Consider the following 26,005-nt stretch of genomic DNA (forward strand, 5'->3'; position numbering starts at 1 on the left):
CGGTTCCGGCGCCGGTACTCGCCGAGGTCGCGTGCGGGTGACGCCGTCCCGCACGACGTCCCAGGCAGGCGGGGTGGGCGGAATTTTCGCGCAGATCTCCGAATCGTCCCCGTGAACGGCCGCGGCTCCCACCCGGGGGTGGGAGCCGCGAAGGAAAGGGTCGCGGCGCTCCTCGAAGGACCCGGGTCCTTCGAGGAGCGCCGCGGCCGCGCGCGAGGAGCGGTCAGCCCATGTGGACCACGGGGCCGTCGCTCTTGCGGCCCGCCTTGACGAACAGCGCGAGCAGCGCCGCGAGTACGGCGACCGCCGTGCTGACCGTGAAGCCGACGTGCATGCCGTCCAGGAAGGACAGGTGAACGACGCCCTCGATGGCCCGCATGACCGGCTCGGGCGTCCCGGGAGCGGCGCCGGCCTCGGCGAACGAGGCGGCCTGCTGGACCTGTTCCAGCTGGCCGGCGGAGAGCGCCGGCAGCTTGGCGTCCGCCCAGTAGCCCGGGAGCACGTCGGCCACCTTGCCCGCGACGATCGCGCCGAGCACCGCGGTGCCCACCGAGCCGCCGACCTGCATCGCCGACTGCTGCACGCCGCCCGCGACACCGCTGAGCTCCTCGGGGGCGTTGCCCACGATGATCTCGGTCGCGCCGACCATCACCGGGGACAGGCCGAAGGCGAGCAGGGCGAACGGGATCGCGCTGTCCAGATAACCGGCCTCCAGCCCCAGCCGGGAGAGCAGGAACATCGAGACGGCGGTGATCAGCATGCCCGCGGAGATCGTGATCCTCGGGCCGAGCTTGCCGATCGCGATGCCCGCCAGCGGTGAGGCGACGATCATGCCGGCGCTCATCGGGAGCATCCGCAGGCCCGACTCGAGCGGCGAGAGCCCGTGCACGCCCTGGAAGTAGAACGTGAGGAAGAACATCGCGCCGAACATCGAGAACGCCATCAGAATCATGAGGACCGTGCCGACCGCGACCGAGATGTTGCTGAACAGGCTGAGCGGGATCAGCGGCTCGGCGGCCTTGGTCTGCCAGTAGACGAACCCGGCGCCGAGCAGCGCGGCGGCGACCAGGAAGCCGAGCGTCTTGGCGTCGCCCCAGCCGTACTCGGGAGCCTTGATGATCGCCCAGATCAGGCAGAACATCGCGCCCGAGAGCAGCACCACGCCGAGCCAGTCGACCCTGGACAGGGCGGCGGCCTTGCTCTCCTTGACCACGAGGATGCCGACGATCAGGGCGACGACGCCGACGGGGACGTTGACGAAGAAGACCGACTGCCAGCTCACGTTCTCCACCAGGAGACCGCCGACGAACGGGCCGGCGGCGCTGGACAGGCCGATCGTCGCTCCCCAGACGCCGATCGCCATGTTCAGCTTCTCGGCGGGGAAGGCGGCGCGGAGCAGCGCGAGCGCGGCGGGCTGCAGCAGCGCGCCGAAGAGTCCCTGGAGCACCCGGAAGGCGATCAGCCAGGTGATGGAGTCGGACAGGCCGATGGCGAGGGACGTGAGCGCGAAGCCGGCGATGCCGATCACGAAGATCCGCTTGTGCCCGAACAGGTCGCCGAGCTTGCCGGCCGTGATCAGGAACACCGCGAGCGCGAGCAGATAGCCGCTGGTCACCCACTGCAGGTCGGCGAGGGAGGCGTTGAGCTCCTTGCCGATCACGGGGTTGGCGATGGAGACGACGGTGCCGTCGAGCATCACCATCATCACGCCGAGCGACACCGCGAGAAGCGTGAGCCACGGATGACCCTGCCTGGACGACGTGCCCGGATGCGACGGCGGTGGTGCGGCCACCGTCTTGGCCTGTGCCATGGAAAGGGTCCCCCTCGTGATCACGATCTGCCCCGCATGGGGCGTCAACCCGAGGTAACTTATGGCAGCTCATGACATGTGACAAATCCTTTTATGCGGCAGATCATGACATATGGCAGAATGTGAACTTCATGTTTCGAAGAGGTGACAAGCATGGGTCAGCCCGGCCTACGCGAGCGCAAGAAACAGAAGACGCGACTGGCTCTCATCGACGCCGCCCTCGACCTGTTCCTTGAGCAGGGGTACGAGGCGACGACCGTCGACCAGATCGCGGCTGCCGTGGACGTCTCGCCGCGCACGTTCTTCCGCTACTTCGCGACCAAGGAAGACGTCGCCCTCTCCCCGCCGGCCGACGGACAGGAGGCCATGCTCGCCGAGCTCGCCTGCCGTCCCGGGGAGGAGCCGCCCTTCACTGCGCTCTCACACGCCGTGCGCGCGATGGTCACCGCCCTGGAGGAGGAGGACCCCGCCGAGAGGGCGAGGTTCCTCAAGGCCCGCGAGGTGATCGACAACACCCCCGCCCTCTTCGCCGGCAGCGTGCGCCGGATGATGGAGAACGAGCGGCGGCTGATCGCCGAGATCGCGCGGCGCGAGGGCTCCGGCGGCGACGACCTTCTCCCGCACTTCGTCGTCGCCCTCTCCACCACCGTGGCCAGGGTGGGCTTCGAGCTCTGCCCGCCGGGGGACGTCGACGATCTCACCGCTCTCGCCTCCCGCCTGGAGGCGACACTGGCCCTGGCCGAACGCTCCCTGCGCCCCGGCTGGGACCGTCCCCGGCCCTCCGGCGGCGACGGTGATCCGCCCGTGTACCTGAACGCCGCCGTCGGGACGAAGCGGGACTAGTTCATCGAGGGGTCGTCGGGGCAGGTGGCCACGTAGGCGAGTTCGCCGCGCTGGCGGCGGAGCACCGCGCGCCACAGCGACTCGGGCCGCTGGTGGAAGGTGTCGCCGGGCTCGGAGTCCACGACGTACCACGCACCCTCGCCGATCTCGGTTTCGAGCTGCCCGGCGGACCACCCGGCATAGCCCGCGAAGATCCGCATCTGAGCGATCTCCCCGGCGAGGATCTCCGGCGGCGCGTCGAGGTCCACGGTGCCGAGTCTGGACACCGCCGGGGTGCCCGCGTGCAGACGACGCCAGCCGAGTGGCTCCTGCCCGCTCGGCACGGCGGCCAGCGCCAGTGCGCTGTCGGTCTGGACGGGGCCGCCCTGGAACAACACGGACGGACCGGTGACCATGGTGTCCCAGGTGGGCAGCACCTGCGTCACCGCGATGTCGCTCGGCCTGTTGAGCACCACGCCCAAGGTGCCGCCGTCGAGATCGTGTTCCAGCACCAGGACCACACAGCGCCGGAAGTTGGGATCGTCGAGTTGCGGCGTCGCCACCAGAAGTCCACCGACGTAGATCGCCTCCGCCATACCTCCATCATGAGGGGTGAACCCCGGATCGCGCTGCTCCCCTCTTCCTTCAGATCTTTCGAACCTCGCGTTATGGTACAGAGAGTGATCGGGTAGACACTCTAGGCGGCGAAGATCGCGATCGGAGGGAAAAATGCTACAGATGTCCAAAGGGTCCATGCTGGTGCTCGCCCTGTTCTTCGGCATGGCCCTCGCGACCAAGGCGAACACGCCCTCGCTCTCGGGGAAGGATGTCACCGCCTCCCCCGTCGACTGCCGGGAAGGAAAGGGCACGACCGTCGCGCCCTCCGGAGGCGGCGACGGGGCCGCCTTCGCCGTCCACCGCGGCGGGCCGGCCGTTCAGGACGGCTCGCTCGACACGGACGGCGAGCGGAACGTGGCCCTCGGGGCCCGGCGGGGCGCCTCGGCGTACATCCCGGCCATGACCGAGGGACACGTCGCGGGGCGGCGGGCCACGGCGGACCGCGCCGCCGAGCCCTCGTGCGAGGGGCGGCGGTCCTACCAGTACACGAGCTATCACGCGGATCGTCACGCGACCGGCGGGCGGCTTCCCTTCACGGGACCGCCCGCCGATCTGATGGGCAGGATCGCCATGGCCGGAGGTCTGGTGCTGACCGGCGGCCTGTTCTGGTGGTACGGCGCCGTCTGGCCGCGCCGGACCCCGATCGGGCCGATCGTCACCCGGCGGTCACCGTACGGCCCGCGCCGCCACCCCGGCCCCGGGCCCCGGCGACCCGCCACCCGCTCTCATGGTCACGCCTCGGTCATGCCGGTGCGCGCCCGTCCTCCGGCCGACTCCCGCACCGCCGCCGCGACGGCGCCCGACACGTCCGGGTGAAACACGCTGGGGATGATGTAGTTCGGGCCGAGCTCCTCGGGGGTGACCACCGCGGCCAGCGCCTTGGCGGCGGCCAGGAGCATCTCCTGGCTGACCACGGTGGCCTGGGCGTCGAGCAGACCGCGGAAGACCCCGGGGAAGGCCAGCACGTTGTTGATCTGGTTCGGGTAGTCCGAACGACCGGTGGCGACCACGGCGGCGTGCTCGCGGGCGACGTCGGGTGAGACCTCGGGCTCCGGGTTGGCGAGCGCGAAGACCACGGCGTTCTGGGCCATCGTGGCGATGTCGTCGCCGTTGAGGATGCCCGGGGCCGAGACCCCGATGAACACGTCGGCGCCCTTGACCGCACCGCGCAGGTCACCGGAGTAACCCTCAGCGTTGGTGTGGTCGGCGATCCACTGGAGCGAGTCGTCCAGGTCCGTGCGCCCGCGGTGCACCGCGCCCAGGTAGTCGCAGACGATCACGTTGCGGGCGCCGGCCGCGAACAACAGGCGCAGCACCGCCGTACCGGCGGCCCCGGCACCGGCGAGGGTGATCCGCACCTCGCCCAGCTCCTTGCCGACCACGCGCAGCGCGTTGGTGAGCGCGGCGAGCACGCAGATCGCGGTGCCGTGCTGGTCGTCGTGGAAGACCGGGATGTCGAGCAGCTCGCGCAGCCGACGCTCCACCTCGAAGCAGCGCGGCGCCGAGATGTCCTCCAGGTTGATGCCGCCGAACCCGGGGGCGATGACCTGGACGGTCCGCACGATCTCGTCGACGTCCTGGGTGTCCAGGCAGATCGGCCAGGCGTCGATGTCGGCGAACCGCTTGAACAGCGCGGCCTTGCCCTCCATGACGGGAAGCGCGGCGGCCGGGCCGATGTTGCCGAGGCCGAGCACCGCCGAGCCGTCGGTGACGACGGCGACGGTGTTGCGCTTGATGGTGAGGCGGCGGGCGTCCTCGGGGTTGCGGGCGATGGCCATGGAGACCCGGGCGACGCCGGGCGTGTAGGCCATGGAGAGCTCGTCACGGTTACGCAGCGGCACCTTCGACCGCATCTCGATCTTGCCTCCGAGATGCATGAGGAAGGTCCGGTCCGAGACCTTGTGGATGACGACGCCTTCGACGCCCTCCAGCTTGTCCACGATCGCCTGGGCGTGATCGGTGTCACGGGCGGCGCAGGTGACGTCGATGCGAAGGGTCTCGTGCCCGGCGGTGGTCACGTCAAGAGCGGTGACCACACCCCCGGCGGACTCTACTGCGTGGGTGAGCTGGCTGACGGCCTTACCGCCGGCCGGCACCTCCAGGCGCACGGTGATGGAGTACGACACGCTCGGCACGGTGGCCACAGTCAATCCGCTCCTTTGCGACTGACTTGGTTGGGATAGCTCCATCGTGCCATCTCCGAACGGGTGGGTGCGCCGAGGGCGGCCGACCCGAGGCTGCCAATGCGGTCACGATCGAGCTCACCCGCCCGGTGGGCGGCACGCGGGAACCGCCCGCCGCCAGGCGGCGAAGGACAGCCTGGCCGGGCCGCCGCCGGTCTCGACCGGCGGCGGGCCGCCCCGCGAGGTCACCGGGACCCACGCGGGACGGGACGCTCAGAACAGGGCGCTGGCCAGGTTCCTGCGGGCCCTGGCGATGGACGGGTCGTCGGCGGAGAGCGTGTCGAACAGGCCGAGCAGGTGCACCCGGGCCCTGTCGCGCTCGCTGCCCGAGGTCCTGCGCACCACGTCGACGAGCCGGTCGAAAGCCCGGTCCACCTCGCCGGAGAGCATCTCGAAGTCGGCGGCCAGAAGGTGCGCCTCGACGTCGGCCGGGTCGTTCAGGCGGCGCTCCACGTCGGCGGGATCGACGTCCTGGGTCCGCCGGATCAGCCCCAGTCCGGCCAGGCCCAGCTTCGCGTCCTCGTTGTTCGGCGAACGGGCCAGCAACCGCTCGTAGGCGGCCACGGCGCCGTCGAGGTCACCGGCGTCGACGGCCTGCTCGGCGGCGAGCACGTCCGGGTCGACGGGGGGTTCCTGAGGCTCCCCCTCGGCCTCGGGGTCCGCGGGGTTCTCCTCGGCGGGCGGAAGGTACTGGGCCAGGGCCTCCATGAGCTGGGTCAGCCACTCGCGCAGCTGCTGCTCGGTGGCGATTCCGGGGACGACCGCCACCGGCTGGCCCTGGAAGATGGCGTACAGGGCGGGCACGTTCTGCACCCGGAGCGCCTGCGCGATCTGCTGGCTGATCTCGACGTCCACCCGCGCCAGGACCCACCGGCCCGCGTTCTCGGCGGCCAGCTTCTCCAGCAGCCGGCTGTACTCCTTCGCCTGTTCGGCGCGGGTCACGGTGAGCTCCAGCAGCACGAGGCTGTTCATGGAGCGTTCGACGACCTCCGTCGCGAAATTGGCGTCGTCGACGTCGATGACCGGCGCCGGAACGCCACCGCTTTCCTGCGCGGCGCTCTCCCGCCGCGCCTGCGCCTCCAGCGCCTGCTTGCGGGCGCCGAGATCCACGGCACCGTATAGCGATCCGGGTCGAGTGAAGTCCGCTGGGCTCATACCCCTAATCCTGCCGTATCCCAGTCACTGCACCGACTCCCCCTCGTCAGAAGCGGGCGGGCTCGGTGTAGACACCCCACTCGTCACGGAGCGCGTCGCAGATCTCGCCAAGGGTGGCCTCGACGCGGACGGCGTCGAGCATGGACGGGATCATGTTGCCCTCACCCCTGGCGACCTGCACCATCGTGGCCAGCGCGGCGTCCACGGCCGCCTGGTCGCGGCCTGCGCGTCGCTCGGCGATGACGCGGTTCTGCTCGCGCTCGACCTCGTGGCTGACGCGGAGGATCTCCAGCGGCTCGTCGATGGAGGCCGTGTGGCAGTTCACCCCGACGATCCGCTTCTCCCCCTTCTCCAGCTTGCGCTGGTAGTCGAAGGCGGCCTCGGCGATCTCGGACATGAACCAGCCGTCCTCGATGCCGCGCAGGATTCCCGAGGTCATCGACCCGTCCGACCCCATGTCCCGGATCCGCTCGAAGATCGCCTCGGCCTCGGCCTCGATCCGGTCGGTCAGCGCCTCCACGTACCAGGATCCGCCGAGCGGGTCGGCGACGTTGACGACCTCGGTCTCCTCCATGATCACCTGCTGGGTGCGCAGAGCGATCTCGGCGGCCTTCTCCGAGGGCAGCGCCAGGACCTCGTCCAGCGCATTGGTGTGCAGCGAGTTGGTGCCGCCGAGCACCGCCGCGAGCGCCTCGACCGCGGTGCGCACCACGTTGTTGTACGGCTGCTGCCCGGTGAGGGAGACCCCCGCCGTCTGGGTGTGGAAGCGCAGCCACTGCGCCTTGTCGGTCTTGGCGCCGTAGACGTCGCGCATCCAGCGCGCCCAGATCCGCCGCGCGGCCCGGAACTTCGCGATCTCCTCGAAGAAGTCGATGTGCGCGTCGAAGAAGAAGGACAGACCGGGGGCGAAGACCTCGATGTCCAGCCCGCGTGACAGGCCCAGTTCCACGTAGCCGAACCCGTCGGCCAGGGTGAAGGCCAGCTCCTGGGCGGCCGTGGAGCCCGCCTCGCGGATGTGGTAGCCGGAGACGCTGAGCGGCTTGTACGACGGGATCTCGGCGGCGCAGAACTCCATCAGGTCGCCGATCAGCCGCAGGTGCGGCTCGGGGGTGAACAGCCACTCCTTCTGCGCGATGTACTCCTTGAAGATGTCGGTCTGGAGCGTCCCGTTGAGCTTGCCGACCGGCACCCCCTGCCGCTCGGCGGCGACGACGTACATGCAGAAGATCGGGACGGCCGGGCCGCTGATCGTCATCGAGGTGGTGGTGTCGCCGAGCGGGATGCCGTCGAAGAGCAGGTCCATGTCCAGCGCGGAGTCGATCGCCACGCCGCAGTGGCCGACCTCGCCGAGCGAGCGCGGGTCGTCGGAGTCGCGGCCCATCAGCGTCGGCATGTCGAAGGCGACGCTCAGCCCGCCGCCGCCGGCGCCGAGGATCATCTTGTAGCGCTCGTTGGTCTGCCGGGCGTTGCCGAACCCGGCGAACTGCCGGATGGTCCACGCCTTGCCCCGGTAGCCGGTGGGGTGCAGGCCCCGGGTGAAGGGATACTCCCCCGGCCAGCCGATGCGCTCCATACGGGGGTCATCGCCCTCGGGACCGTAGACCGGCTCCACGTCGAGACCGGAGAGCGTCCGGAACTCGGAGTCGCGCTTGTTTGCCTTGTCGAACCGCGCCTGCCAGCGCGCGCGCCCCGCCTCGATCTTCTCGGCGTCCATCAGCCAACTCCCTTGTACGGCTTGCGGCTTCCCTGCACGGCTTGTGGCCTCAGCCAAATACTAGGACGTCCTAGTAATTTTTGGCGAGGATTCCGCCGATGGGATAACCGCTCGCGGCGCACCGGCCGGGGAGCACGGCGCCCGGACCGAGACGGCCCTACGAGCGCCGGACATCAGCCCTCGAAATCTCCGGCGGCCACTCGCAACGTCCTGAACAGGCCGAACATCTGCTCCAGCTCCGCCTCGCCGTACATGGTCATGGCGAAATCGGCTTCCGTCAGATCGGTGGTCGCCTTGCGCACGACCTCGCGACCCCGGTCGGTGATCTCCGCCAGCACCCCACGGCCGTCCCGGGGATTGCGAAGGCGTCGCACCAGCCCGGCCCGCTCCAGCCGATCCACGGTGTTCGTCACGCTTGTCGGGTGAACCATCAGCCGCTCACCGATCTTGGACAGTGACAGCGCACCTGTCTTGCTGAACGTCAGCAGAACCAACGCCTCGTACCGAGCGAAGGTCAAGTCATGCGGTTTAAGTAGCGTGTCCAGTTGCGACAGCAGGATCTGGTGCGCTCTCATGATCGATGTGACGGCGGCCATGGCGGAGGAAGGCCCGAAATGAACGCGCCATGTCTCCGCGGCGCGCTCGATGGGGTCGAACGGCAAATTCAGCTGACCTGTAACCACAGGGCTACGGTAGCGCGGCCTCATCCCGGTTCGCCCATATACGTAGCGTCATCAAATTGATGGCTTCACCAAGAACACCGACGCCAAACGTCACGCTCAGTTATGGTTCCCACATCGAATGGTGAGGCCGTGGCCAAGTGGCCGCGCAGACTCAGTCCGGCCTGCGGGGGACGCGGTCCGGACCGGTGCCGAGGGGACCGGCTTCCGCACATTCACGGCACGGGGGGTGCTTGGTGAACGACAACTCAATGGCGTTCAGACGCCACACGGACTTCGGCGCGGCCGACACGGCGTGGATCCCTTCCACGCCCGCCGGTGCGTGAGCACAGGGGCGTTTCGCGCGAGGAACTCCAGCAGAGCGGGTTGATGGCGGTCGCCGTCCTGCTCGTGCTGGGGGTGGCCGCGGCGTGGAGCGTCCTGATTCCCGGTGTCAGCGCGTGGGAGAACATCATCGTCGCGGTGATCGGCTCGCTCCGGCTCACCGGCCCCGTGGCCGCCGCGTTCGCCGCCTGGGTCGCGGTGCGCAGGCGGCGAGGAACCGGCGGGCGGTTCCTCACCACCTGGCAGGCGGTGCGCGCGCCGCTGGCGGTCCTGGTGGTGGCCGGTGGCGCCTTCACCGCCACGGTGCTGGTCCTGGCGATCAGGATCATGATCAATGAGCAGGCGGGGCGGCTGCTGCCCAGCGGCCTGGTCATGGGCGTGGCCGGGCTGGCGCTGTACGTCGTCATCGGCTGGGTGACCGGCTGGCTGCTGCCATGGACGATCACCCCTGCGCTCGCGGGACTCGGCTGCTACGGCCTGTTCACCGGCCTGGCCCACGGGCCGTCCTGGGCCGACAGGCTCACCCCCGCCACCCGGGAACCGTACGACCTGTTCCAGGGACTGAGCGCGGCGGCCTTCGCCGACCAGACGCTCTGGTTGCTGGGAATCAGCGCCGCCCTGCTGCTCGGCTGGGCGGCGGTGGTGACGCGCCAGGCACTCGTCCTGGCCGCCGCCCTGCTCGCGGTCCTGGCGGCCGGGACCGGACTGGCCCGGCTGTTCACCGAGTCGCAACCGGGCTCCGCCCAGCAGGTGGTCTACAGCTGCCAGGAATGGCCGATCATGGTTTGCGTGCACCCGGGAATACACGCCGGGCTGCCCGAGCTCGGCACCGCGTTCATCAAGATCGCATCCCGGCTGGCGGGAACGCCCGGCGAGTTCTCCCGGCTGGAGCAACGCCCCCGGCGCGACCAGGCGCCCCTCGCTCCCGGGACTGTCCCGATCCACGTGGACGACCTGTCCACCGGATTCGCCGAAAAGGCGGCCGACGAGTTCGTCGAGGGCCTCGGCACGAAGTGCGAGGACACCCCGGCGAGCGGATACCGCGACATCGTGATCGCGTGGCTGCGCGGCAAGCCGCTCCCCGGCGGGCCGCTCCCCGAGCACCAGTACGCCGCCGCGTGGTTCTCCGGGCTCACCGAGGACCAGCGGCGCGACTGGCTCCGGCTGTACTACACCGACTTCACCGACTGCCGGCTACAAAACACTCACTTCGGAGGGCAGGCGGGGCAGACCGGTCCGACAGTGCAGCCGGGGCAGAGCGGCAAGACCGGCCAGGGGGCCGGGGGCGCCTCGATCACGCCGGTCCCGCAGATCCCGCAGGCCGAACCGTCCCACCGGGCGCCCGGCGTCGCTCCCTCGATCCCGTCGGCCCCTCCGTCGGCCTCACCGTCGGCCCCCTGGAAGTTCTCCTCCGGAAAACCCGATGCGAATCCGTCCCCACGCGGCTGACAAGATCGGCATAGGCTCCGCGTGAGAAAGCGCTCGCCCAGGGAAGGAGACCGGCGTGAAAGCCCCCTCAGAAGCACCTCCCGAGGCACCTCAGGCGCCGCGCAGGCGCCCCTGGCGCTTCTTCGCCGGGCTGCTCGTCGTCGTGATCATCCTTGTCGTGGGTGCCCGGCTGACCTGGTCGTGGCTCAACCCGTTCGGCGAGACCTCGATCGACCGCAGCCAGCCCGTGCTGCTGGAGTCCATTCACAATCTCAGCCGCTTCGAGGCGGCCACCGGCAACTTCCAGGTCATCGTGGACCTTGAGAAGGACGCGTCCTTCCTGCCCGACGCCGTCAAGGGCAGCCGGACACTCTTCGTCGGCGCGGGCGGCGTGGACGCCTACGTGGACTTCGGCGGCCTCACAGGCGGTGCGCTGACCGTCTCCCCCGACCGCGAAGAAGTCACGATCAAGCTGCCGCGCGCCCAGCTCGAGAAGCCCAACCTCGACAACGCGCGCTCCTACGTCTACGCCCAGCAGCGCGGGCTCTTCGACCGGGTCGAGGACTTCCTGTCCTCCTCTCCCGCCGACCAGCGGGAGCTCTACACGCTGGCCGAGAAGAAGATCGCCGAAGCCGCCCAGGCCAGTGATCTGCGCAACCGGGCCGACCAGAACACCAAGAGCATGCTCCAGGGCATGCTGAGCACCCTCGGCTTCAACAAGGTCACCGTCAAGTTCGCCGACGAGCCCTAGCGGGACCGGCGGGACCGGCGGGACGCGCTCGGGCGGCGGGAGGCGTGTCCGGGTGACGCCCGGCCGGAACCTCGGGTCGCGGATCTCGTTGGCCGAGAACGGCGGAGAGCCTTGACGGGATTTCCCGGCGCCGGGTTCAAGGATCCCGGATTCTCTCCGAGAAGGCGCTCACTTCATCAAGCGGCGACGCGATCCCCCGAATAGACGATCAGGGGAAATCCCAACATCAAGATTTTTCGGACGACTCCTCACCAAGCGCAGCCGGTCCCCCTGGTCTCCCATTCGCCCGAAGAGGCGAATGGGAGACCAGGGGACCGGAAATCCGCGATCGTGTCCACCGGACTTTCATATCTCCGCCCGGCTCCGCGAATATCGCCGAATAACTGAGGCCTCGAACGGAGACGGGCCGGGGGCGAGAGCCGAGACCGGTCAGCCGACGGCCGCCAGGAGTTCGTCGGCGGCCGTGTAGGGGTCGAGGCCGGTGTCCAGGACACGGGTGGCCAGGGCGTCCAGGCGGCTGTCGCCGTGCAGGTGGGCGAAGCGGGAGCGGAGGGTCGTGAGGGCGATGGCCTCGATCTCGTCACGAGCCCTGACGTGGTGGCGGCGGGCGAGTTCGCCCGACTCCTCAAGGTAGGCCAGGTGCTCGTCCAGGGCGTTGACCACGTCGTCGGCGCCCTCGCCCCGGTAGGCGACGGTCGGCACGATCGGCGGCCTCCACGCCCGCTCGACCAGGCCGATCATGTTGCGGAGCTCGCGGATCGTCGCCTGTGTCCCGTCGCGGTCCGCCTTGTTCACCACGAACACGTCGGCGACCTCCAGGATGCCCGCCTTGGCCGCCTGGACGCCGTCGCCCATTCCCGGGGCGAGCAGCACGACGGTGGTGTCGGCCAGCGAGGCGATGTCCACCTCGGCCTGACCGACCCCGACGGTCTCGATGAGGATGACCTCGCACCCGGCCGCCTCCAGGACGCGCAGCGCCTGGGGCGTGGCCCACGACAGCCCGCCCAGATGACCTCGGCTGGCCATCGACCGGATGAACACCTCGGGGTCGGTGGCGTGGTCCTGCATGCGGACCCTGTCGCCCAGCAGCGCCCCTCCGGTGAACGGCGAGGACGGGTCCACCGCGAGCACGCCGACTTTCTTGTCCCGCTTGCGGAACGCCTGGACCAGCATGCCGGTGGAGGTGGACTTGCCCACGCCGGGAGAACCGGTGAGCCCGATGATCCGGGCCCGGTGCGGCCGGTCGGCGCAGAGCTCGACCATGATCTCCCGAAGCAGGGGCGAGCCGTTCTCCACCATGGAGATCAGCCGGGCCACGGCCCGCGGCTGACCGTCTCTCGCCCGCGCGATCAGGTCGGAGACCTCCACGGTCAGGCCGAGGGGACGCGGACGATCAGGGCGTCGCCCTGGCCACCGCCGCCACAGAGCCCGGCCGCTCCGAGACCGCCGCCCCGGCGCTTGAGCTCGTGGGCGAGCGTGAGGACGATGCGGGCGCCGGAGGCGCCGATCGGGTGGCCGACCGCGATGCCGCCGCCGTTGACGTTGACCCGGTCGAGGGGAACGCCGAGCTCCTTGGCCGACTGGAGGACGACCTGCGCGAAGGCCTCGTTGATCTCCAGCAGGTCGAGGTCCGCGGCCGAGAGCCCCTGCTTGCCGAGGGCGTGCTTGATCGCGTTGGCGGGCTGGGACTGGAGCGAGTTGTCCGGCCCGGCCACGTTGCCGTGGGAGCCGATCTCCGCCAGCCACTCGAGGCCGAGCTCCTCGGCCTTGGCCTTGGACATCACGACCACCGCGCAGGCGCCGTCGGAGATCTGCGAGGCCGAGCCGGCGGTGATCGTACCGTCCTTGGTGAACGCCGGCCGCAGTCGCGACAGGACCTCGACGGTGGTGTCGCCGCGCACTCCCTCGTCCGCGGCGAAGAGCACCGGGTCGCCCTTGCGCTGCGGGATCGACACCGGGACGATCTCGTCGTCGAACGTGCCGTTCTTGATCGCGGCGGCGGCGAGCTCGTGGGAGCGGGCGGAGAAGGCGTCCTGCTCCTCGCGGGTCAGGCCGAGTCGCGCGTTGTGCCGCTCGGTGGACTCGCCCATGGCCACCTGGTCGTAGGCGTCGGTCAGGCCGTCGAGGGCCATCGAGTCCACGATGCCCGCGTCGCCGTACTTCACGCCCCTGCGCAGGCCCGGCAGCAGGTGGGGGGCGTTCGACATGGACTCCATGCCGCCCGCGACCACGATGTCGAACTCACCGGCCCGGATGAGCTGGTCGGCCAGGGCGATGGCGTCCAGTCCGGACAGGCAGACCTTGTTGATCGTCAGCGACGGCACGGTCATCGGGATCCCGGCCTTGACCGCCGCCTGGCGGGAGGGGATCTGACCGGCACCGGCCTGAAGCACCTGGCCCATGATCACGTACTGCACGGCGTCGGGGGCGACGCCGGAGCGCTCCAGCGCGGCCTTGATGGCGATGCCGCCGAGCTCGACGGCCGAAAGGCCGGACAATGAACCCAGCAACCGGCCGATGGGTGTGCGAGCTCCGGCGACGATGACGGAACCAGACATAGAAGGGGCCTCCCTGACAGGGCTTGCGGCGACTTTGCCACCATACCCATGAGTACCTGAGCGACCACCATGGAGGTTGGACCCATGTTCATGCGCATCGATCATGTGGGAATCGCCTGCCACAACCTGGAAGAGAAGATCGCTTTCTTCGAGCGGACCTTCGACCTCACGGTGGTGGCACGAGAGATCAACGAGGAGCAGGGCGTCAAGGAGGCGATGCTGCACATCGCCGACGGCGACGGCGGCGCTTCCTACATCCAGCTCCTCGAACCGCTCAGCCCCGACACCCCGGTCGGCAGGTTCCTCGCCAAGCGCGGGGAGGGGGTGCACCACGTCGCGTTCGGCGTCCCGGACGTCGCGCGCGCCCTGGAGGAAATAGGCGGCAAGGGCATCCGGCTGCTCGACGAAAAACCGCGGCACGGGTCGATGGGGTCCTCCATCGCGTTCCTGCACCCCAAAGACGTCGGAGGAATGCTCACCGAGCTCGTCCAAGCTCCAGATCATTAAAGACACGCCGTGTCAAATGCAAGAAACGTTCATACGTAACAAGTCGTGCATAAAATTGGACGAGACCTCCAACGCGGCGACACCAGAGTACGCTGGCCTACCACCGGACGTGGATCCCGCCACGGCTCCCGCCTCGGATGTCCGAATCCCCCGTCCGGCCCGTGTAGCCGTCTCGACAACCCAGGATCGAGCCTCCATGCAGTCCGACATCGATGCCCAGCTCAACAATTTCTTTGAAGACGCCCCCGCTCGGGAATTCGACGTGGTGCTCCGTGGCTACGACCGACACCAGGTCCACGACCATCTGAAGCAAATCGATGGCGAGTTGCGCCAGACCCGAGAGCAGCTTCAGGGTCTGCAGCGAGACCTGTCCGACTCCCAGCGGCAGTTGCAGGAGCAGGAACGTCCGACCTACTCCGGCCTCGGCGCCCGGATCGAGCAGTTGCTCCGCCTCGCCGAGGAGCAGGCCACCGAGCTGGTCCAGGCCGCTCGTTCCGAGGCGAACGAGATCAAGGCCGCGTCCAAGGTCGACGCCGCCGACCTGCGCGCCGCCGCGGAGAACGAGGCGGCCGAGAAGCGCGCTCTCGCCACCCGCGAGGCCGACGAGATGCGCACCAGCGCGGAGCGCGAGGCCGAGGAGATCCGCTCGACCGCCCGCCGCGAGTCGGACGAATTGACCTCCACCACCGAGCGCGAGGTCGCCAAGCTGCGGGCCACCGCCGACCACGAGGTGGCCGAGAAGCGCGCCGACGCCGAGCGCGAGATCGCCAAGCTGCGCACCACCACCGAGCGCGAGGTCGCCCAGCTGCGCGCCTCGACCAAGCGCGAGCGCGACGAGGTCCTCACCACGGCCAAGCGCCAGGCCGACGAGATGCGCGCCCAGGCCCAGCGGGTCCTGGAGGAGTCCGAGGCCAAGCGCGCCCAGGACGAGGCCGAGTTCGACATCCAGCTCGCCGCCCGCCGGGAGGACGCCGAGCGTCAGGAGGCCGAGCGCCACGCCACCGCGCAGGCCGCCACCCAGAAGCTGGTCGCCGAGGCCGAGCAGCGCGCGGCCACCGCCGAGCAGCGCGCCACCAAGGCCACCCAGCAGGCCGAGCAGACCCGCCGCGAGGCCGACAACCACGCCAAGCAGCTGGTGGCCAACGCGCGCAAGAACGCCGACCAGGTCGTCTCCGAGGCCAAGTCGAGCGCCGAGTCGATCGTCTCCGAGGCCAAGGCCGAGGCCGAGCGGAGCCGTTCGGTCGCCCAGCGCCAGGTCGACGAGCTGACCCGTCAGCGCGACAGCATCACCAGCCACCTCGCGCAGCTGCGCCAGCTGCTCGGCGGCGCCCCGCTCCCGGCTTCCGAGCCGGAGCCCGCGATCACCGCGGCCCCGTCGAAGCCGGCCATCCCGGCCGCGAGCAACAACGAGAAGCCGGTCTCCGCGCCCCCCAGGGCGGAGACGAAGGACGACGACGCGGAGTGGTGGCAGGAGTAGGCCCGCCTTGACTCCGGGGCGTTGGCGACGGCTACAGAGAGCCTGGTGACCTGACGGTCGCTAGGCTCTCTTTGTCTTCCCGCCGTCTCCACGGTCTCGCGTGCCTCTCCACTCCGCTAGGAGCAGCCTTGCCCGAAGCGTCCCAAGTATCCGACGATCCCAAGGTGTCTGCCCCTCCCCCGCCCACCTCCCTCGAGACCTCCGGCACATCGGAGACCTCCCCCGAGACCTCCGGAACGCCGGAGACCTCCGCGGCGCACGAGAAGCCGGACGTCCCCGACGGACGCAGGACGGCACACCACGGCAAGCCGCGCGCCTCCGGCGGACACGAGGCCCTGTACGGCGAGCCGGGCAAGCCGTTGGCCAGCAACCCCTTCCTGATCGGCCTGACCGCCGGACTGGGCCTGCTGACCGCGTGGGCGCTCTCCCAGGCTCTGGTCACCTCCCGCAGTGTGATCGTCCTGGTCGTGGTGGCGATGTTCCTCGCCGTGGGGCTCAACCCGGCCGTCGAGGCGCTGCAGCGGCGGCGGATGGCCCGGCGCGGGGCGATCTCGATCGTCTTCGGCGCGGTGATCCTGTTCTTCGTGCTCTTCGGCCTGGCGATCGTGCCGCCGGTGACCCAGGAGGCGACCTCGTTCGTCGGCGCGGTCCCCGGCTACATCCAGGAACTGCTCGCCAACCCCACGCTCAAGGAACTGGACAGCGACTACCAGATCCTGACGAGGGCCGGCGACTACATCACCAGCGGCGGCCTCGCCCAGACCGTGGCGGGAGGTCTGCTCGGCGCGGGCGCGGTGGTGTTCAACGCGTTCTTCTCCGGGGTCACGCTGCTGGTCCTGACGCTGTACTTCCTCGGCTCGCTGCCCTCGATCAAGGACTACCTCTTCAAGCTCGTGCCCAGCAGCCGCAGGGAGCGGTCCCGGGCGCTCGGCGACGAGATCCTCGACGGCATCGGCGGCTACGTGGCCGGCAACCTGCTGATCTCAGTGATCGCGGGCGTGGTCACCTGGGTGTTCCTCTCCATCATGGGCGTCGAGTACGCGCTGGCCCTCGCCCTGATCGTGGCGGTCACCGACCTGATCCCGCTCGTCGGCGCGACGATCGGCGCGGCGCTGGTGACCGTGGTGGCGCTCCTGCAGTCGGGAACGCTCGGCATCGCCTGCGCGATCTTCTTCCTGGTCTACCAGCAGGTCGAGAACTACCTGATCTACCCTCGCGTGATGAAGCGCTCGGTGGACGTGGCCCCGGCGGTCACCGTCATCGCCGCGCTGTTCGGCGGCGCGCTGATGGGCATCGTCGGCGCGCTGCTGGCCATCCCGGTGGCCGCGGCGATCGCGCTGCTCATCCGCGAGGTGGTGATCCCCCGGCAAGCTCATCTATGAAGCCGGCCACGGCGCGGTTGAACGCCTCGGGCTGCTCGACCGCGCTCAGGTGACCCGCCTTCTCGATCACGGCCAGCCGCCCGTCGGGCACGGCCCGGGTCATCGCCTCCGCGTCGGCGAGCGGGGAGGTCTCGTCCTCCTCCCCCACGATCACCAGGACGGGCACCTTGAGCGCCCGCAGGGTGTCGAAGGAGTCCAGGCGGCCCGCCATGGCCCGCTGCGCCCAGGCCACCGCGCCCGGCGGAGCCGCCTGGACCAGCCCGCGCACCCGGCCGAACACCATCGCCCTGCGCCGTACGGTGGTCTGCCCGAGCAGCCCGGGAAGCACCTCCTCCAGCAGGACCGAGGTGCCGCTGTCGAGCACGGTGGCGGCGATCCGCTCGCGGTTCGACCTGGCCGCCTCGGGGTCGGCGCCCGCCTTGGTGTCGGCGAGGATCACCCCCAGCACCCGGTCGGGGTGGCGGCGGCACAGGGCCATCGTCACGTAACCGCCCATGGACAGGCCGCCGACGACCCCCCGCTCGATTCCCTCGCGGTCCATCAGGCGCACGACGTCGTCGGCCATCACGTCGAGGGAGGGCTCGTCCTCGCCCAGCACCGAGCCGCCGAAGCCGCGCAGGTCGGGGGTGATGACCTTGCAGGTGGTCGCCAGGCCCTCGCGCTGGGCCAGCCACATGGCCGATGACAGGGGGAAGGCGTGGAGGAGGACGACCGGAAGTCCCTCGCCCGCCGATCGCGTGTACAGGTCCACGCCGTCCACCGTATTCCCGTACTCACCATCTGACACCCCTTGATTCACAAGGGGTTGTGACATCGTGACGGCGCCGCCGTGGAGGACCCGGCGGGAGACGTACATCGCGATGACACCGCCACCGCCGTGGAGAGCCCGGCCGGAGACGTACATCGCGATGACACCGCCGCCGACCTGGAGACCCCGGCCGGCGACGTGGAGAGGTCACGACATCGCGGTGGCGCCGCCGTCGACGTAGAGGACCTGCCCGGTGATGTAGGCGGAGGCCGTGGCGGCGAGGAAGACCGCGGGGTGGGCCATCTCCTCCGGAGTGCCCCAGCGGCGCATGGGAACGGTCTGGACGGTAGCCTGGCCGGCGCTCTCGTCCTCCCAGAGACTGCGGTTGAGGTCGGTGGCGGTCCAGCCGGGGCACAGGGCGTTGACCCGCACGCCGCTCCCGGCCCACTCCAGGGCCAGGGTCTTGGTCAGCGCGACCACTCCGGCCTTGGCCGCGGCGTAGGCCGCCAGGAAGGGGGCGCCCTTGGCCGCCACCGAGGCCACGTTGATCACCGAGGCGGAGCCGCGCTCGGTGAGGTGCGGTGCGAACGCGTGGCAGACCGCCATGGCGGAGTCGAGGTTGAGCCTCATCAGCTTGTCCCAGCCGGCCAGCCTCAGGTCCTTGAACGGCACGAGGAAGTTGGACCCGCCCGCGTTGTTGACCACGATGTCCACGTGGCCCAGTTCCTCGATCCCCCGCTGTACGGCTGCCGCCACGGCGTCCCTGTCGGTGACGTCGCAGGGGATGACGGCGGCCTGCCGCCCCAGGGCCTTCACCTCGGAGGCCACCTCGGCCAGCGACTCGGCCGACCGGGAGACGAGCGCGACGTCGGCGCCCGCCTCCGCGTAGGCGAGCGCGATCGCCCGTCCGATGCCCCTCGACGCCCCGGTGATGAACGCCTTCCGGCCGGAAAGATCGAACGCCTGCATGGCCGCCTCCTCGTTGACTGTGACCTCGATCGCCAGGTCCGCCGGATGCGGCGCGCTGGAACCGAACAAGATTCTACGAGTCGGGGACCTCGGTGGGGAGAGGATGGGCCGCCGGATTCACCCTGCGGACGATCTCGTTGAGGACGATCCGCACGTACGGCTCGCCGACCCACAGGTGCTTGGCCTCGTCCACCCCGACGACCTCGGCCTGGGGCACCCGGGCGAAGCGCTCACGGGCCTCCTGCGGGCGCAGGTAGTCGTCGAACTCGGGGACGAGCGCGATCAGCGGCCGTCCGAACTCCGCCCACGCGTCGAGGTCGGCGTCGGTGGTCCGGTGCAGCGGCGGGGAGAGCAGGACTGCGCCCTCCACGAGCGGGTCGCGGCCCCACTTGAGCGCGAGTTCGGTGCCGAAGGACCAGCCGACCAGCCAGACACGGGGCAGGTCGTTGAACTCCGCGTACTCCAGCGCGGCGGCGACGTCGAAGCGCTCCTCCTCACCACCGCCGAAGACGCCCTCGGAGGTGCCCCGTTCGGAGGTCGTGCCGCGCGTGTTGAACCGCAGCAGCGCCAGATCCGCGAGGGCGGGCAGCCTGTTGGCGGCCTTCCTGTAGACGTGGCTGTCCATCATGCCGCCGTGGGTGGGCAGCGGGTGCAGGCAGACCAGCGTGGCCACCGGGGGCCTTTCCGCCGGAAGGGCCAGCTCGCCGACGAGCTTCAGCCCGTCGCCGGTGGACAGCTCGATCGGTTCCCTGCGCGCGGGCAGCACCGTAGAGGCCCTGATCTCCATTTGTCTCCTCAATATCTGCTGCGGCCGGGACCACGTCTGACCCGGTTGCGCCAGCACGCGGTGTGCCAGTGCCTGCGCTCGTCCTCCCCGCCCGACCAGGCGGGCCAGCTCACCAGGTGCGGCAGGCCGGGTCTGATCTCCTGGTCGCAGCCGGGGCACCGGTAGACCTTGTCCGCTCCGCCGCCGGCGACCCGGCGCACGTGCCAGTCGCCGTCGGGCCACTCCTCCACCTGGTCGACGCCGGGCACGAACGGGCCGACGGGGCGGGAGGAGCCACGGTTTCCACCGCGGTCGAAGGGGTCGGCCCGGCGGGCCTTTCGGGGACTCACGGCAGGTCTCGGAAACCTCGCGCCCCGGCCGTGACAAGCCGGTCGAACGGCTCGGGGCTCCCGACGCCCGTCTCCGCGAGGCCGGCCGCTCCGGCCGCCCCAAAGATGCTCGTCATCACTCTCCCCGTCACACCCGCGAAATCCACTTCACACCAATAATCGCCCACTTCGGGACCACAACAGTCTCCCAGAGACCCCTCGGTTACCCCAAAGCCGGGACGGCACTCCCCATGAGAGTCATCAGAAAGTACTTGAACGGGAGTTGAGTATTAATTACCATTTGAGAAGATGAGCGGAGGAGGAGCCGTGGAAGGCGAATTCAAGCCGACAGAGGCGCTCCGGCGGATCGACGAGATCGACCGCCGCGCGCGGCGACCGGCGCGGACGGCCGGATGGATCTTCGTGATCGTGGGGCTGGGCACCACGCTGTACTGGCCGGCCATGTCCTTCGGCCCGATGTGGGCACAGGTGACGGCGGGGGTGGGCTGGGTGGCGCTCACGGTCGCGAGCACCTTCTACCTGGGCGCCATGAAGGTCCAGGACCGCGAGGTCGCCTGGGTCAACAACCCGACCTCTCCGGTGAGCATCGCCTACGTGGTCTCCGTCCTGGTCACCTTCGTCTTCGGGATGTTCCTCCGTCCCGAGGATCCGAGTGGCGCCTGGATCACGGCGCTGATCGCGCTGGCGGTGCTCTCCGGCCTGCCCGCGCTCTACGGCGGCTGGCGGATCCTGAGGGCGAGCCGATGAGCGAGGGCGGCTCGCATCCTCGGCACGCCCTGGACGACGTCATCCACGCCCCGGTCCGCCTGTCGATCATGGCTGCCCTGTCGGCCACGGAGAAGGCGGAGTTCCGTTTCCTGCGCGACACGATCGAGGTCAGCGACTCCCTGCTCTCCAAGCACATCATCACCCTGGAGGAGGCCGGCTACGTCCACGTGGAGAAGGCCTTCGTCGGTAAGCGCCCGCGCACCTGGCTGGCACTCACCGAGGAGGGGCGTCAGGCTTTCCAGGAGTACGTCTCCGTGCTGAGACGGCTTACCGAAGGATCCCCCCATGATCGAAATTAACGACCTGCACAAACGCTACGGCGACAAGACCGCCCTGGACGGGGTCACGTTCTCCGTGAAACCGGGCGAGATGTTCGGCTTCGTCGGCGCCAACGGTGCCGGGAAGACCACCACGATGCGAATCCTGATGGGAGTGCTGACCGCCGACTCCGGGTCGGTGCTCCGGGACGGCCGGCCGCTGACGTTCGAGGCCCGGCGCAGGTTCGGTTACATGCCGGAGGAGCGCGGCCTCTACCAGAAGATGAAGGTCGTCGAGCAGATCGAGTACTTCGGCCGGCTCAACGGCCTGGGCTCGGGCGACGCCAGGCGGGCGACCGACGAGCTGCTGGCGCGGCTCTCGCTCACCGAGCGCCGCAACGACACGGTGGACGCGCTCTCCCTGGGCAACCAGCAACGCGTGCAGCTCGCGGTCGCCCTGGTGCACGACCCCGAGGTGCTCGTCCTGGACGAGCCCTTCTCCGGCCTGGACCCGCTCGCCGTCGACGCGCTGGCCGACGTGCTCGCCGAACGGTGCCGCTCCGGCGTTCCCGTGCTCTTCTCCAGCCACCAGCTTGATCTGGTGGAACGGCTGTGCCACTCGGTCGGCATCGTCTCCGCCGGCCGCATGGTGGCCAGCGGCACGGTCGAGGACCTACGGGACAGGGAGGGCCGAGGCCGGCTCAGGGTGGTCGTCCGCGACGCGCCCGCCGGCTGGACCGCGGACCTTCCGGGAGACGTCACCGAGAACGGCGACGAAGTCCTCGTCACCGGCGTGGAGGGCGACGACCAGGAAATCCTCCGCCTCGCCGTCAAGGCGGGAAGGGTCGAGCACTTCGGCTGGCAGCGGCCCACACTCACCGAGATCTTCAGAGGAGCCGTGGCGTCAACGACCCCGGTCTGAAGGCCAGGGCTTGAGGTGCAGTGATGCGCTTAAAGCCCCACGTTGACCAGCCTTAGTCATCACGTTATGGAGGTGTGACCAGATGGCTACGTTGAACACACGCCAGCAGACCGACTCCGGGGTGCTTCCTCAGCCCCGGACCCTCGAATCCACGTCAGCAGACATCCCCGAGGGTGGGGACGAAACGGGACGTAGACGCCGTAAGGCAACGGGTGTTCGACATGGGCGAGGGGAGATCGGTCAGGCCGCACCACCTGACCGGCGTCACCCCAAGGGCTCTTCGGTGTCCGAGGGAGCGAACCGTGAGGTTCACCCGGCCGTGTTCGTCCTGGATGCGTATGGCCAACCGCTCGACCCGTGCCACCCGGCCCGTGCTCGCCGTCTTCTGGCGGCGGGGCGCGCAGTGGTGGCCCGGCACACCCCGTTCGTCATCCGGCTGCGCGACCGCGCCGCCGCCAACTCCACCATGCAGGGCGCCCAGGTCGGCATCGACCCCGGCTCCCGGCACACCGGCATCGCCGTGTTCGCCGAACGCGACGCAAACCGTACCGGCTTGTACAGCATCCAGCTCGACCACCGGGGCGGGGCAATCCGCGACAAGCTCACCGTCCGATCGCAGTACCGGCGTCGGCGTCGCAGTAAGAACCTGCGTTACCGGGCACCCCGATTCCTCAATCGGACGAAGCCTAAAGGGTGGCTCGCGCCGTCCCTGAAACACCGTGTGGACACCACCATGTCGTGGGTATCGCGGCTCACTCGATGGGCGCCCATCACGGCCGTCCACGTCGAGAAGGTCGCGTTCGACACCCACACCCTGTCGGCCGGTCGGCCGCTCGAAGGAGTGGAATACCAACAGGGCACCTTGTACGGGTATGAGGCCCGCGAATATTTGCTGGCCAAGTGGAGCCGTAAATGCGCGTACTGCGGCGCCACCGACACCCCGTTGAACATCGACCACATCCACCCGCGTTCCCGGGGCGGCTCCGACCGCATCAGTAATCTGTGTGTGGCGTGCATCGGCTGTAACCAGGCGAAGAACGCCACCTCGGTGGAGGTATTCCTGGCTGACCGGCCGAAGGTGCTGGCTCGGGTCCTGGCTCAGGCGAAGACTCCCCTACGGGACGCTGCCGCGGTGAACTCGACCCGGTGGACGCTGTGGTGGGCACTGACCGGCACCGGCCTGTCCGTCGCCACGTCGTCGGGTGGGCGCACAAAGTGGAACCGATCCCGCACCGGTGCCCCGAAAGCGCACACATTGGACGCGCTGCACGTCGGTGACCTGGACACCGTCAGCGCCTGGCCGCACACGGTGCTGGTCGTTACAGCGACCGGGCGCGGAACCTACGCTCGCACCCGAACCGACAAGTACGGCTTCCCGCGCCTTGCGCTGCCCCGCACCAAGACCATTCGGGGCTTCCAAACCGGCGACCTGGTCCGGGCCATCGTCCCCTCCGGCAAGAAAGCCGGGGTTCACACGGGCCGGGTCGCGATTCGTTCCACCGGCAGCTTCAACATCCGCACCCGGAACGGTCTCGTACAGGGCATTCACCACCGCCACGTCGGCCTACTTCAACGAGCCGACGGCTACGGCTACGCCACCCATCCAGAGACGCGGCACTGTGCCGCGTTTCCTCCCGGCTCTGAAGAACCGGGTTTCCACACTGGAGGCAATCGATGAACAGTCTGTGGCTGGTCGCGCGGCGGGAGATCGTCACGCGCGGCCGTACGAAAGCCTTTGTCATCGGCCTCGTGGTGAGCGCCGCGCTGGTCGCCGCGCTCGCTTTTCTGCCCCAGCTCTTCGCCGGGCCCGATTCCTACACGGTGGGGATCACCGGGTCGCAGTCGCTGCGACCCGCGCTCACCGAGACGGCGAAGGACGTCGAGATCACCGTCAGGGAGTTCCCCGACGAGGCCGCCGCGAGCAAGGCGGTGACCGCCGGAGACGTGGACGCCGCCGTGGTGGCCGACAGCAAGGTGCTCGCCGACGGCGAGGTCGACCGGGAGCTCGGCCTGCTGCTGGAGAACGCGCACCAGGCCGCCCAGGTCCAGAGACAACTCGCCGAGGCGGGCCTCGACCCCGCCAAGGTGACCCAGGCGATGCGGGTCACCCCTCTGGAGCAGGTCTCGGTCGGGACGGACACCCGCTATTCGGGCGTGCGAACCGCCCTCGCGTCGCTTCTGGTCATGGTGCTGTTCTTCCTGATCATCTACTCCTCCATGTATGTCGCCATGGGAGTGGTCGAGGAGAAGGGGAGCCGCATCGTCGAGATCCTGCTGACCTCGATCCGCCCCTGGCAGTTGCTCGGCGGCAAGATCGTGGGCCTGGGCGCGCTCGCGCTGATCAACCTCGTCGTGGTCATCGTGGCAGGCCTCGGCGCCGCCGCGGCGACCGGCCTCTCCGCCGACCTGCCCCCGGGCATGACGGGGATCGTGATCAGCACTCTGTTCTGGTTCCTCCTCGGCTACGGGTTCTTCGCCGCGATGGCGGCGGCGCTGGGCTCGCTGGTGTCCCGGCAGGAGGATGTGAGCAGCGTCCTCACCCCGATGACGATGATCATGATGGCCACCTACCTGGTCGCCTACTACGCGGCCTTCGATCCCAGCGGCCCGGTGGCCCGCATCCTGTCGCTGGTGCCGCCGTTCTCCTCGATGGTCATGCCGGTCCGGATGGCCGGCGGCGAGGTGGCCGCCTGGGAGATCGCCCTGGCGGCGGTCCTGATGCTCCTGGCGACCGTGGGCACCCTCGTTCTCGGGGCTCGCATCTACCAGCGCGCGGTCCTGCGCACGGGCGCCCGCGTCAAGCTCTCCGAGGTCGTGCGCTGACCACCGGACCATGTCGCGGGGGCTCGTCGTGAGTTCTTGACATCCTCCCCGGCCTTGCAACCGGATGCCGACGGGTCGCGCGCCGTGTCGCGCGACCCGGCGCGCGCCGGGGAACCGGGAACCCGCCACCCCGGCTGGACGGATCCTGGAGAGCCGGGTCCCGTCCGGCCGGTAGGGTTCGCTCATGCGTCTGGTCATCGCGCGGTGCAGCGTGGATTACGTGGGAAAGCTCACTGCTCATCTTCCGATGGCGCCCCGGCTCATCCTCATAAAAGCCGACAGCAGCGTCTCGATCCACGCCGACGATCGAGCGTTCAAGCCTCTCAACTGGATGAACCCGCCGTGCAAACTCCGCGAGGAGGAGGGCGTCTGGACGGTGACCCACGGCAAGACCGGTGAGAAGCTCGTCCTCACCATGGAGGAGATCCTCCACGACTCCAGCCACGAGCTGGGCGTGGACCCCGGCCTCATCAAGGACGGCGTCGAGGCCCACCTGCAGGAGCTGCTGGCCGAGCACATCACCACGCTGGGCGCGGGCTGGACGCTGATCCGCCGCGAATACATGACGGCGATCGGCCCGGTCGACATCCTCTGCCGCGACCACACGGGCGCGACCGTGGCCGTGGAGCTCAAGCGGCGCGGTGACATCGACGGCGTCGAACAGCTCACCCGCTACCTGGAGCTCCTCAACCGCGACCCCCTGCTGGCCCCGGTGAAGGGCGTCTTCGCCGCCCAGGAGATCAAGCCGCAGGCGCGCGTGCTCGCCGCCGACCGGGGCATCGGCTGCGTCACCCTCGACTACGACAAGCTACGGGGCATCGAGCGCAACGACACCCTGTTCTGACGGCGTTCTGGCGGTGCTCGGACGGCCTCCTCGTCCGAGGCCCCGCCGGCGTGTACGACTCCTCGCCGTGATCCGCTGTCCTTCGAATGGAGGACAGCCGGTTCCACCGGTCGTTGGTGTCGCGGAAACCGTACGGACGCGACATTTGA

25 protein-coding genes are annotated in these 26,005 nt (G+C 69.6%); 13 read left to right on the forward strand and 12 right to left on the reverse strand.

Annotated features, from left to right (window positions below):
- Positions 1-223: 223 nt before the first annotated feature.
- Positions 224-1,810, reverse strand: a complete 1,587-nt coding sequence (locus J2853_RS26140) for a DHA2 family efflux MFS transporter permease subunit (RefSeq protein ID WP_307562357.1) — start codon at positions 1,808-1,810, stop codon at positions 224-226.
- A gap of 153 nt (positions 1,811-1,963) precedes the next feature.
- Here J2853_RS26140 and J2853_RS26145 point away from each other — a divergent pair, with 153 nt between their 5' ends.
- Positions 1,964-2,653, forward strand: coding sequence for a TetR family transcriptional regulator (locus tag J2853_RS26145; RefSeq protein ID WP_307562359.1), 690 nt, complete (start codon positions 1,964-1,966; stop codon positions 2,651-2,653).
- On the opposite strand, the gene J2853_RS26150 is transcribed toward J2853_RS26145, so the two are convergent.
- The gene (locus tag J2853_RS26150; RefSeq protein ID WP_307562361.1) at positions 2,650-3,228 is read right to left on the reverse strand and encodes a YqgE/AlgH family protein; all 579 of its coding nucleotides are present in this window, start codon (positions 3,226-3,228) and stop codon (positions 2,650-2,652) included. The genes J2853_RS26145 and J2853_RS26150 overlap by 4 nt on opposite strands.
- Positions 3,229-3,370: 142 nt before the next feature.
- On the opposite strand from J2853_RS26150, the gene J2853_RS26155 reads away from it, so the two are divergent.
- Positions 3,371-4,066 (forward strand): hypothetical protein, encoded by a 696-nt coding sequence (locus J2853_RS26155; RefSeq protein WP_307562363.1) that lies wholly within the window; start codon positions 3,371-3,373, stop codon positions 4,064-4,066.
- Here the strand turns inward: J2853_RS26155 and J2853_RS26160 are convergent.
- From J2853_RS26160 to J2853_RS26175, 4 genes are all read right to left on the reverse strand, one after another.
- Positions 3,982-5,394, reverse strand: a complete 1,413-nt coding sequence (locus tag J2853_RS26160) for an NAD-dependent malic enzyme (RefSeq protein ID WP_307568823.1) — start codon at positions 5,392-5,394, stop codon at positions 3,982-3,984. The genes J2853_RS26155 and J2853_RS26160 overlap by 85 nt on opposite strands.
- A gap of 252 nt (positions 5,395-5,646) precedes the next feature.
- On the reverse strand, positions 5,647-6,588 hold the full coding sequence (locus J2853_RS26165) for a tetratricopeptide repeat protein (RefSeq protein WP_307562365.1): 942 nt from the start codon (positions 6,586-6,588) through the stop codon (positions 5,647-5,649).
- A gap of 46 nt (positions 6,589-6,634) precedes the next feature.
- Positions 6,635-8,302, reverse strand: coding sequence for a coenzyme B12-dependent isobutyryl-CoA mutase large subunit (gene icmA / locus J2853_RS26170; RefSeq protein WP_307562367.1), 1,668 nt, complete (start codon positions 8,300-8,302; stop codon positions 6,635-6,637).
- A 173-nt stretch (positions 8,303-8,475) separates the two neighbouring features.
- On the reverse strand, positions 8,476-9,009 hold the full coding sequence (locus J2853_RS26175; protein ID WP_307562369.1) for a MarR family winged helix-turn-helix transcriptional regulator: 534 nt from the start codon (positions 9,007-9,009) through the stop codon (positions 8,476-8,478).
- A gap of 291 nt (positions 9,010-9,300) precedes the next feature.
- On the opposite strand from J2853_RS26175, the gene J2853_RS26180 reads away from it, so the two are divergent.
- Both J2853_RS26180 and J2853_RS26185 read left to right on the forward strand, forming a co-directional pair.
- On the forward strand, positions 9,301-10,755 hold the full coding sequence (locus J2853_RS26180) for a hypothetical protein (protein WP_307562371.1): 1,455 nt from the start codon (positions 9,301-9,303) through the stop codon (positions 10,753-10,755).
- A gap of 55 nt (positions 10,756-10,810) precedes the next feature.
- Entirely contained in the window at positions 10,811-11,485 is a 675-nt protein-coding gene (locus J2853_RS26185) for a DUF4230 domain-containing protein (RefSeq protein ID WP_307562373.1), read from the forward strand.
- 429 nt (positions 11,486-11,914) lie between these two features.
- Here the strand turns inward: J2853_RS26185 and meaB are convergent, their stop codons facing one another.
- Together meaB and J2853_RS26195 are read right to left on the reverse strand one after the other, a co-directional pair.
- Positions 11,915-12,853 carry a methylmalonyl Co-A mutase-associated GTPase MeaB gene (meaB, locus tag J2853_RS26190; RefSeq protein WP_307562375.1) on the reverse strand — a complete coding sequence of 313 codons (939 nt, stop codon included), beginning with the start codon at positions 12,851-12,853 and terminating at the stop codon, positions 11,915-11,917.
- Positions 12,854-12,855: 2 nt separating this feature from the next.
- Positions 12,856-14,043: an acetyl-CoA C-acetyltransferase gene (locus J2853_RS26195; RefSeq protein ID WP_307562377.1), complete on the reverse strand. Its 1,188-nt coding sequence runs from the start codon at positions 14,041-14,043 to the stop codon at positions 12,856-12,858.
- An 84-nt stretch (positions 14,044-14,127) separates the two neighbouring features.
- Between J2853_RS26195 and mce the strand changes: the two genes are divergently transcribed.
- The 3 genes from mce (at position 14,128) to J2853_RS26210 (ending at position 17,409) form a co-directional block, all read left to right on the forward strand.
- Entirely contained in the window at positions 14,128-14,550 is a 423-nt protein-coding gene (gene mce / locus J2853_RS26200; protein ID WP_307562379.1) for a methylmalonyl-CoA epimerase, read from the forward strand.
- A gap of 196 nt (positions 14,551-14,746) precedes the next feature.
- Positions 14,747-16,027: a DivIVA domain-containing protein gene (locus J2853_RS26205; RefSeq protein ID WP_307562381.1), complete on the forward strand. Its 1,281-nt coding sequence runs from the start codon at positions 14,747-14,749 to the stop codon at positions 16,025-16,027.
- Positions 16,028-16,191: 164 nt separating this feature from the next.
- Positions 16,192-17,409: an AI-2E family transporter gene (locus J2853_RS26210; RefSeq protein ID WP_307562383.1), complete on the forward strand. Its 1,218-nt coding sequence runs from the start codon at positions 16,192-16,194 to the stop codon at positions 17,407-17,409.
- Here the strand turns inward: J2853_RS26210 and J2853_RS26215 are convergent.
- The 4 genes from J2853_RS26215 to J2853_RS26230 all read right to left on the reverse strand — a co-directional run bounded on the left by J2853_RS26215 (position 17,369) and on the right by J2853_RS26230 (position 20,242).
- Positions 17,369-18,160, reverse strand: coding sequence for an alpha/beta fold hydrolase (locus J2853_RS26215; RefSeq protein ID WP_307562385.1), 792 nt, complete (start codon positions 18,158-18,160; stop codon positions 17,369-17,371). The genes J2853_RS26210 and J2853_RS26215 overlap by 41 nt on opposite strands.
- A 204-nt stretch (positions 18,161-18,364) precedes the next feature.
- Positions 18,365-19,195 carry an SDR family NAD(P)-dependent oxidoreductase gene (locus J2853_RS26220; RefSeq protein ID WP_307562387.1) on the reverse strand — a complete coding sequence of 277 codons (831 nt, stop codon included), beginning with the start codon at positions 19,193-19,195 and terminating at the stop codon, positions 18,365-18,367.
- 4 nt (positions 19,196-19,199) lie between these two features.
- Positions 19,200-19,913: an alpha/beta hydrolase gene (locus J2853_RS26225; RefSeq protein ID WP_307562389.1), complete on the reverse strand. Its 714-nt coding sequence runs from the start codon at positions 19,911-19,913 to the stop codon at positions 19,200-19,202.
- Positions 19,914-19,921: 8 nt separating this feature from the next.
- Entirely contained in the window at positions 19,922-20,242 is a 321-nt protein-coding gene (locus J2853_RS26230) for an Rv1322 family protein (protein ID WP_307562391.1), read from the reverse strand.
- 306 nt (positions 20,243-20,548) lie between these two features.
- Here J2853_RS26230 and J2853_RS26235 point away from each other — a divergent pair, with 306 nt between their 5' ends.
- The 6 genes from J2853_RS26235 to nucS all read left to right on the forward strand — a co-directional run bounded on the left by J2853_RS26235 (position 20,549) and on the right by nucS (position 25,856).
- Positions 20,549-20,989 carry a hypothetical protein gene (locus J2853_RS26235; RefSeq protein WP_307562393.1) on the forward strand — a complete coding sequence of 147 codons (441 nt, stop codon included), beginning with the start codon at positions 20,549-20,551 and terminating at the stop codon, positions 20,987-20,989.
- A complete protein-coding gene (locus J2853_RS26240; protein ID WP_307562395.1) occupies positions 20,986-21,309 on the forward strand; it encodes a winged helix-turn-helix domain-containing protein in 324 nt (107 codons plus the stop codon). The genes J2853_RS26235 and J2853_RS26240 overlap by 4 nt, the downstream gene beginning before the upstream one ends.
- Positions 21,296-22,189, forward strand: a complete 894-nt coding sequence (locus J2853_RS26245) for an ABC transporter ATP-binding protein (RefSeq protein ID WP_307562397.1) — start codon at positions 21,296-21,298, stop codon at positions 22,187-22,189. The genes J2853_RS26240 and J2853_RS26245 overlap by 14 nt, the downstream gene beginning before the upstream one ends.
- Positions 22,190-22,508: 319 nt before the next feature.
- The gene (iscB, locus tag J2853_RS26250; RefSeq protein WP_307562399.1) at positions 22,509-23,867 is read left to right on the forward strand and encodes an RNA-guided endonuclease IscB; all 1,359 of its coding nucleotides are present in this window, start codon (positions 22,509-22,511) and stop codon (positions 23,865-23,867) included.
- Positions 23,864-25,012: an ABC transporter permease gene (locus tag J2853_RS26255; RefSeq protein WP_307562401.1), complete on the forward strand. Its 1,149-nt coding sequence runs from the start codon at positions 23,864-23,866 to the stop codon at positions 25,010-25,012. The genes iscB and J2853_RS26255 overlap by 4 nt, the downstream gene beginning before the upstream one ends.
- Positions 25,013-25,196: 184 nt before the next feature.
- Positions 25,197-25,856 (forward strand): endonuclease NucS, encoded by a 660-nt coding sequence (gene nucS / locus J2853_RS26260; RefSeq protein WP_307562403.1) that lies wholly within the window; start codon positions 25,197-25,199, stop codon positions 25,854-25,856.
- Positions 25,857-26,005: the final 149 nt, after the last annotated feature.

This window comes from Streptosporangium lutulentum, assembly GCF_030811455.1.
GTDB classification, from domain to species: Bacteria; Actinomycetota; Actinomycetes; order Streptosporangiales; family Streptosporangiaceae; genus Streptosporangium; species Streptosporangium lutulentum.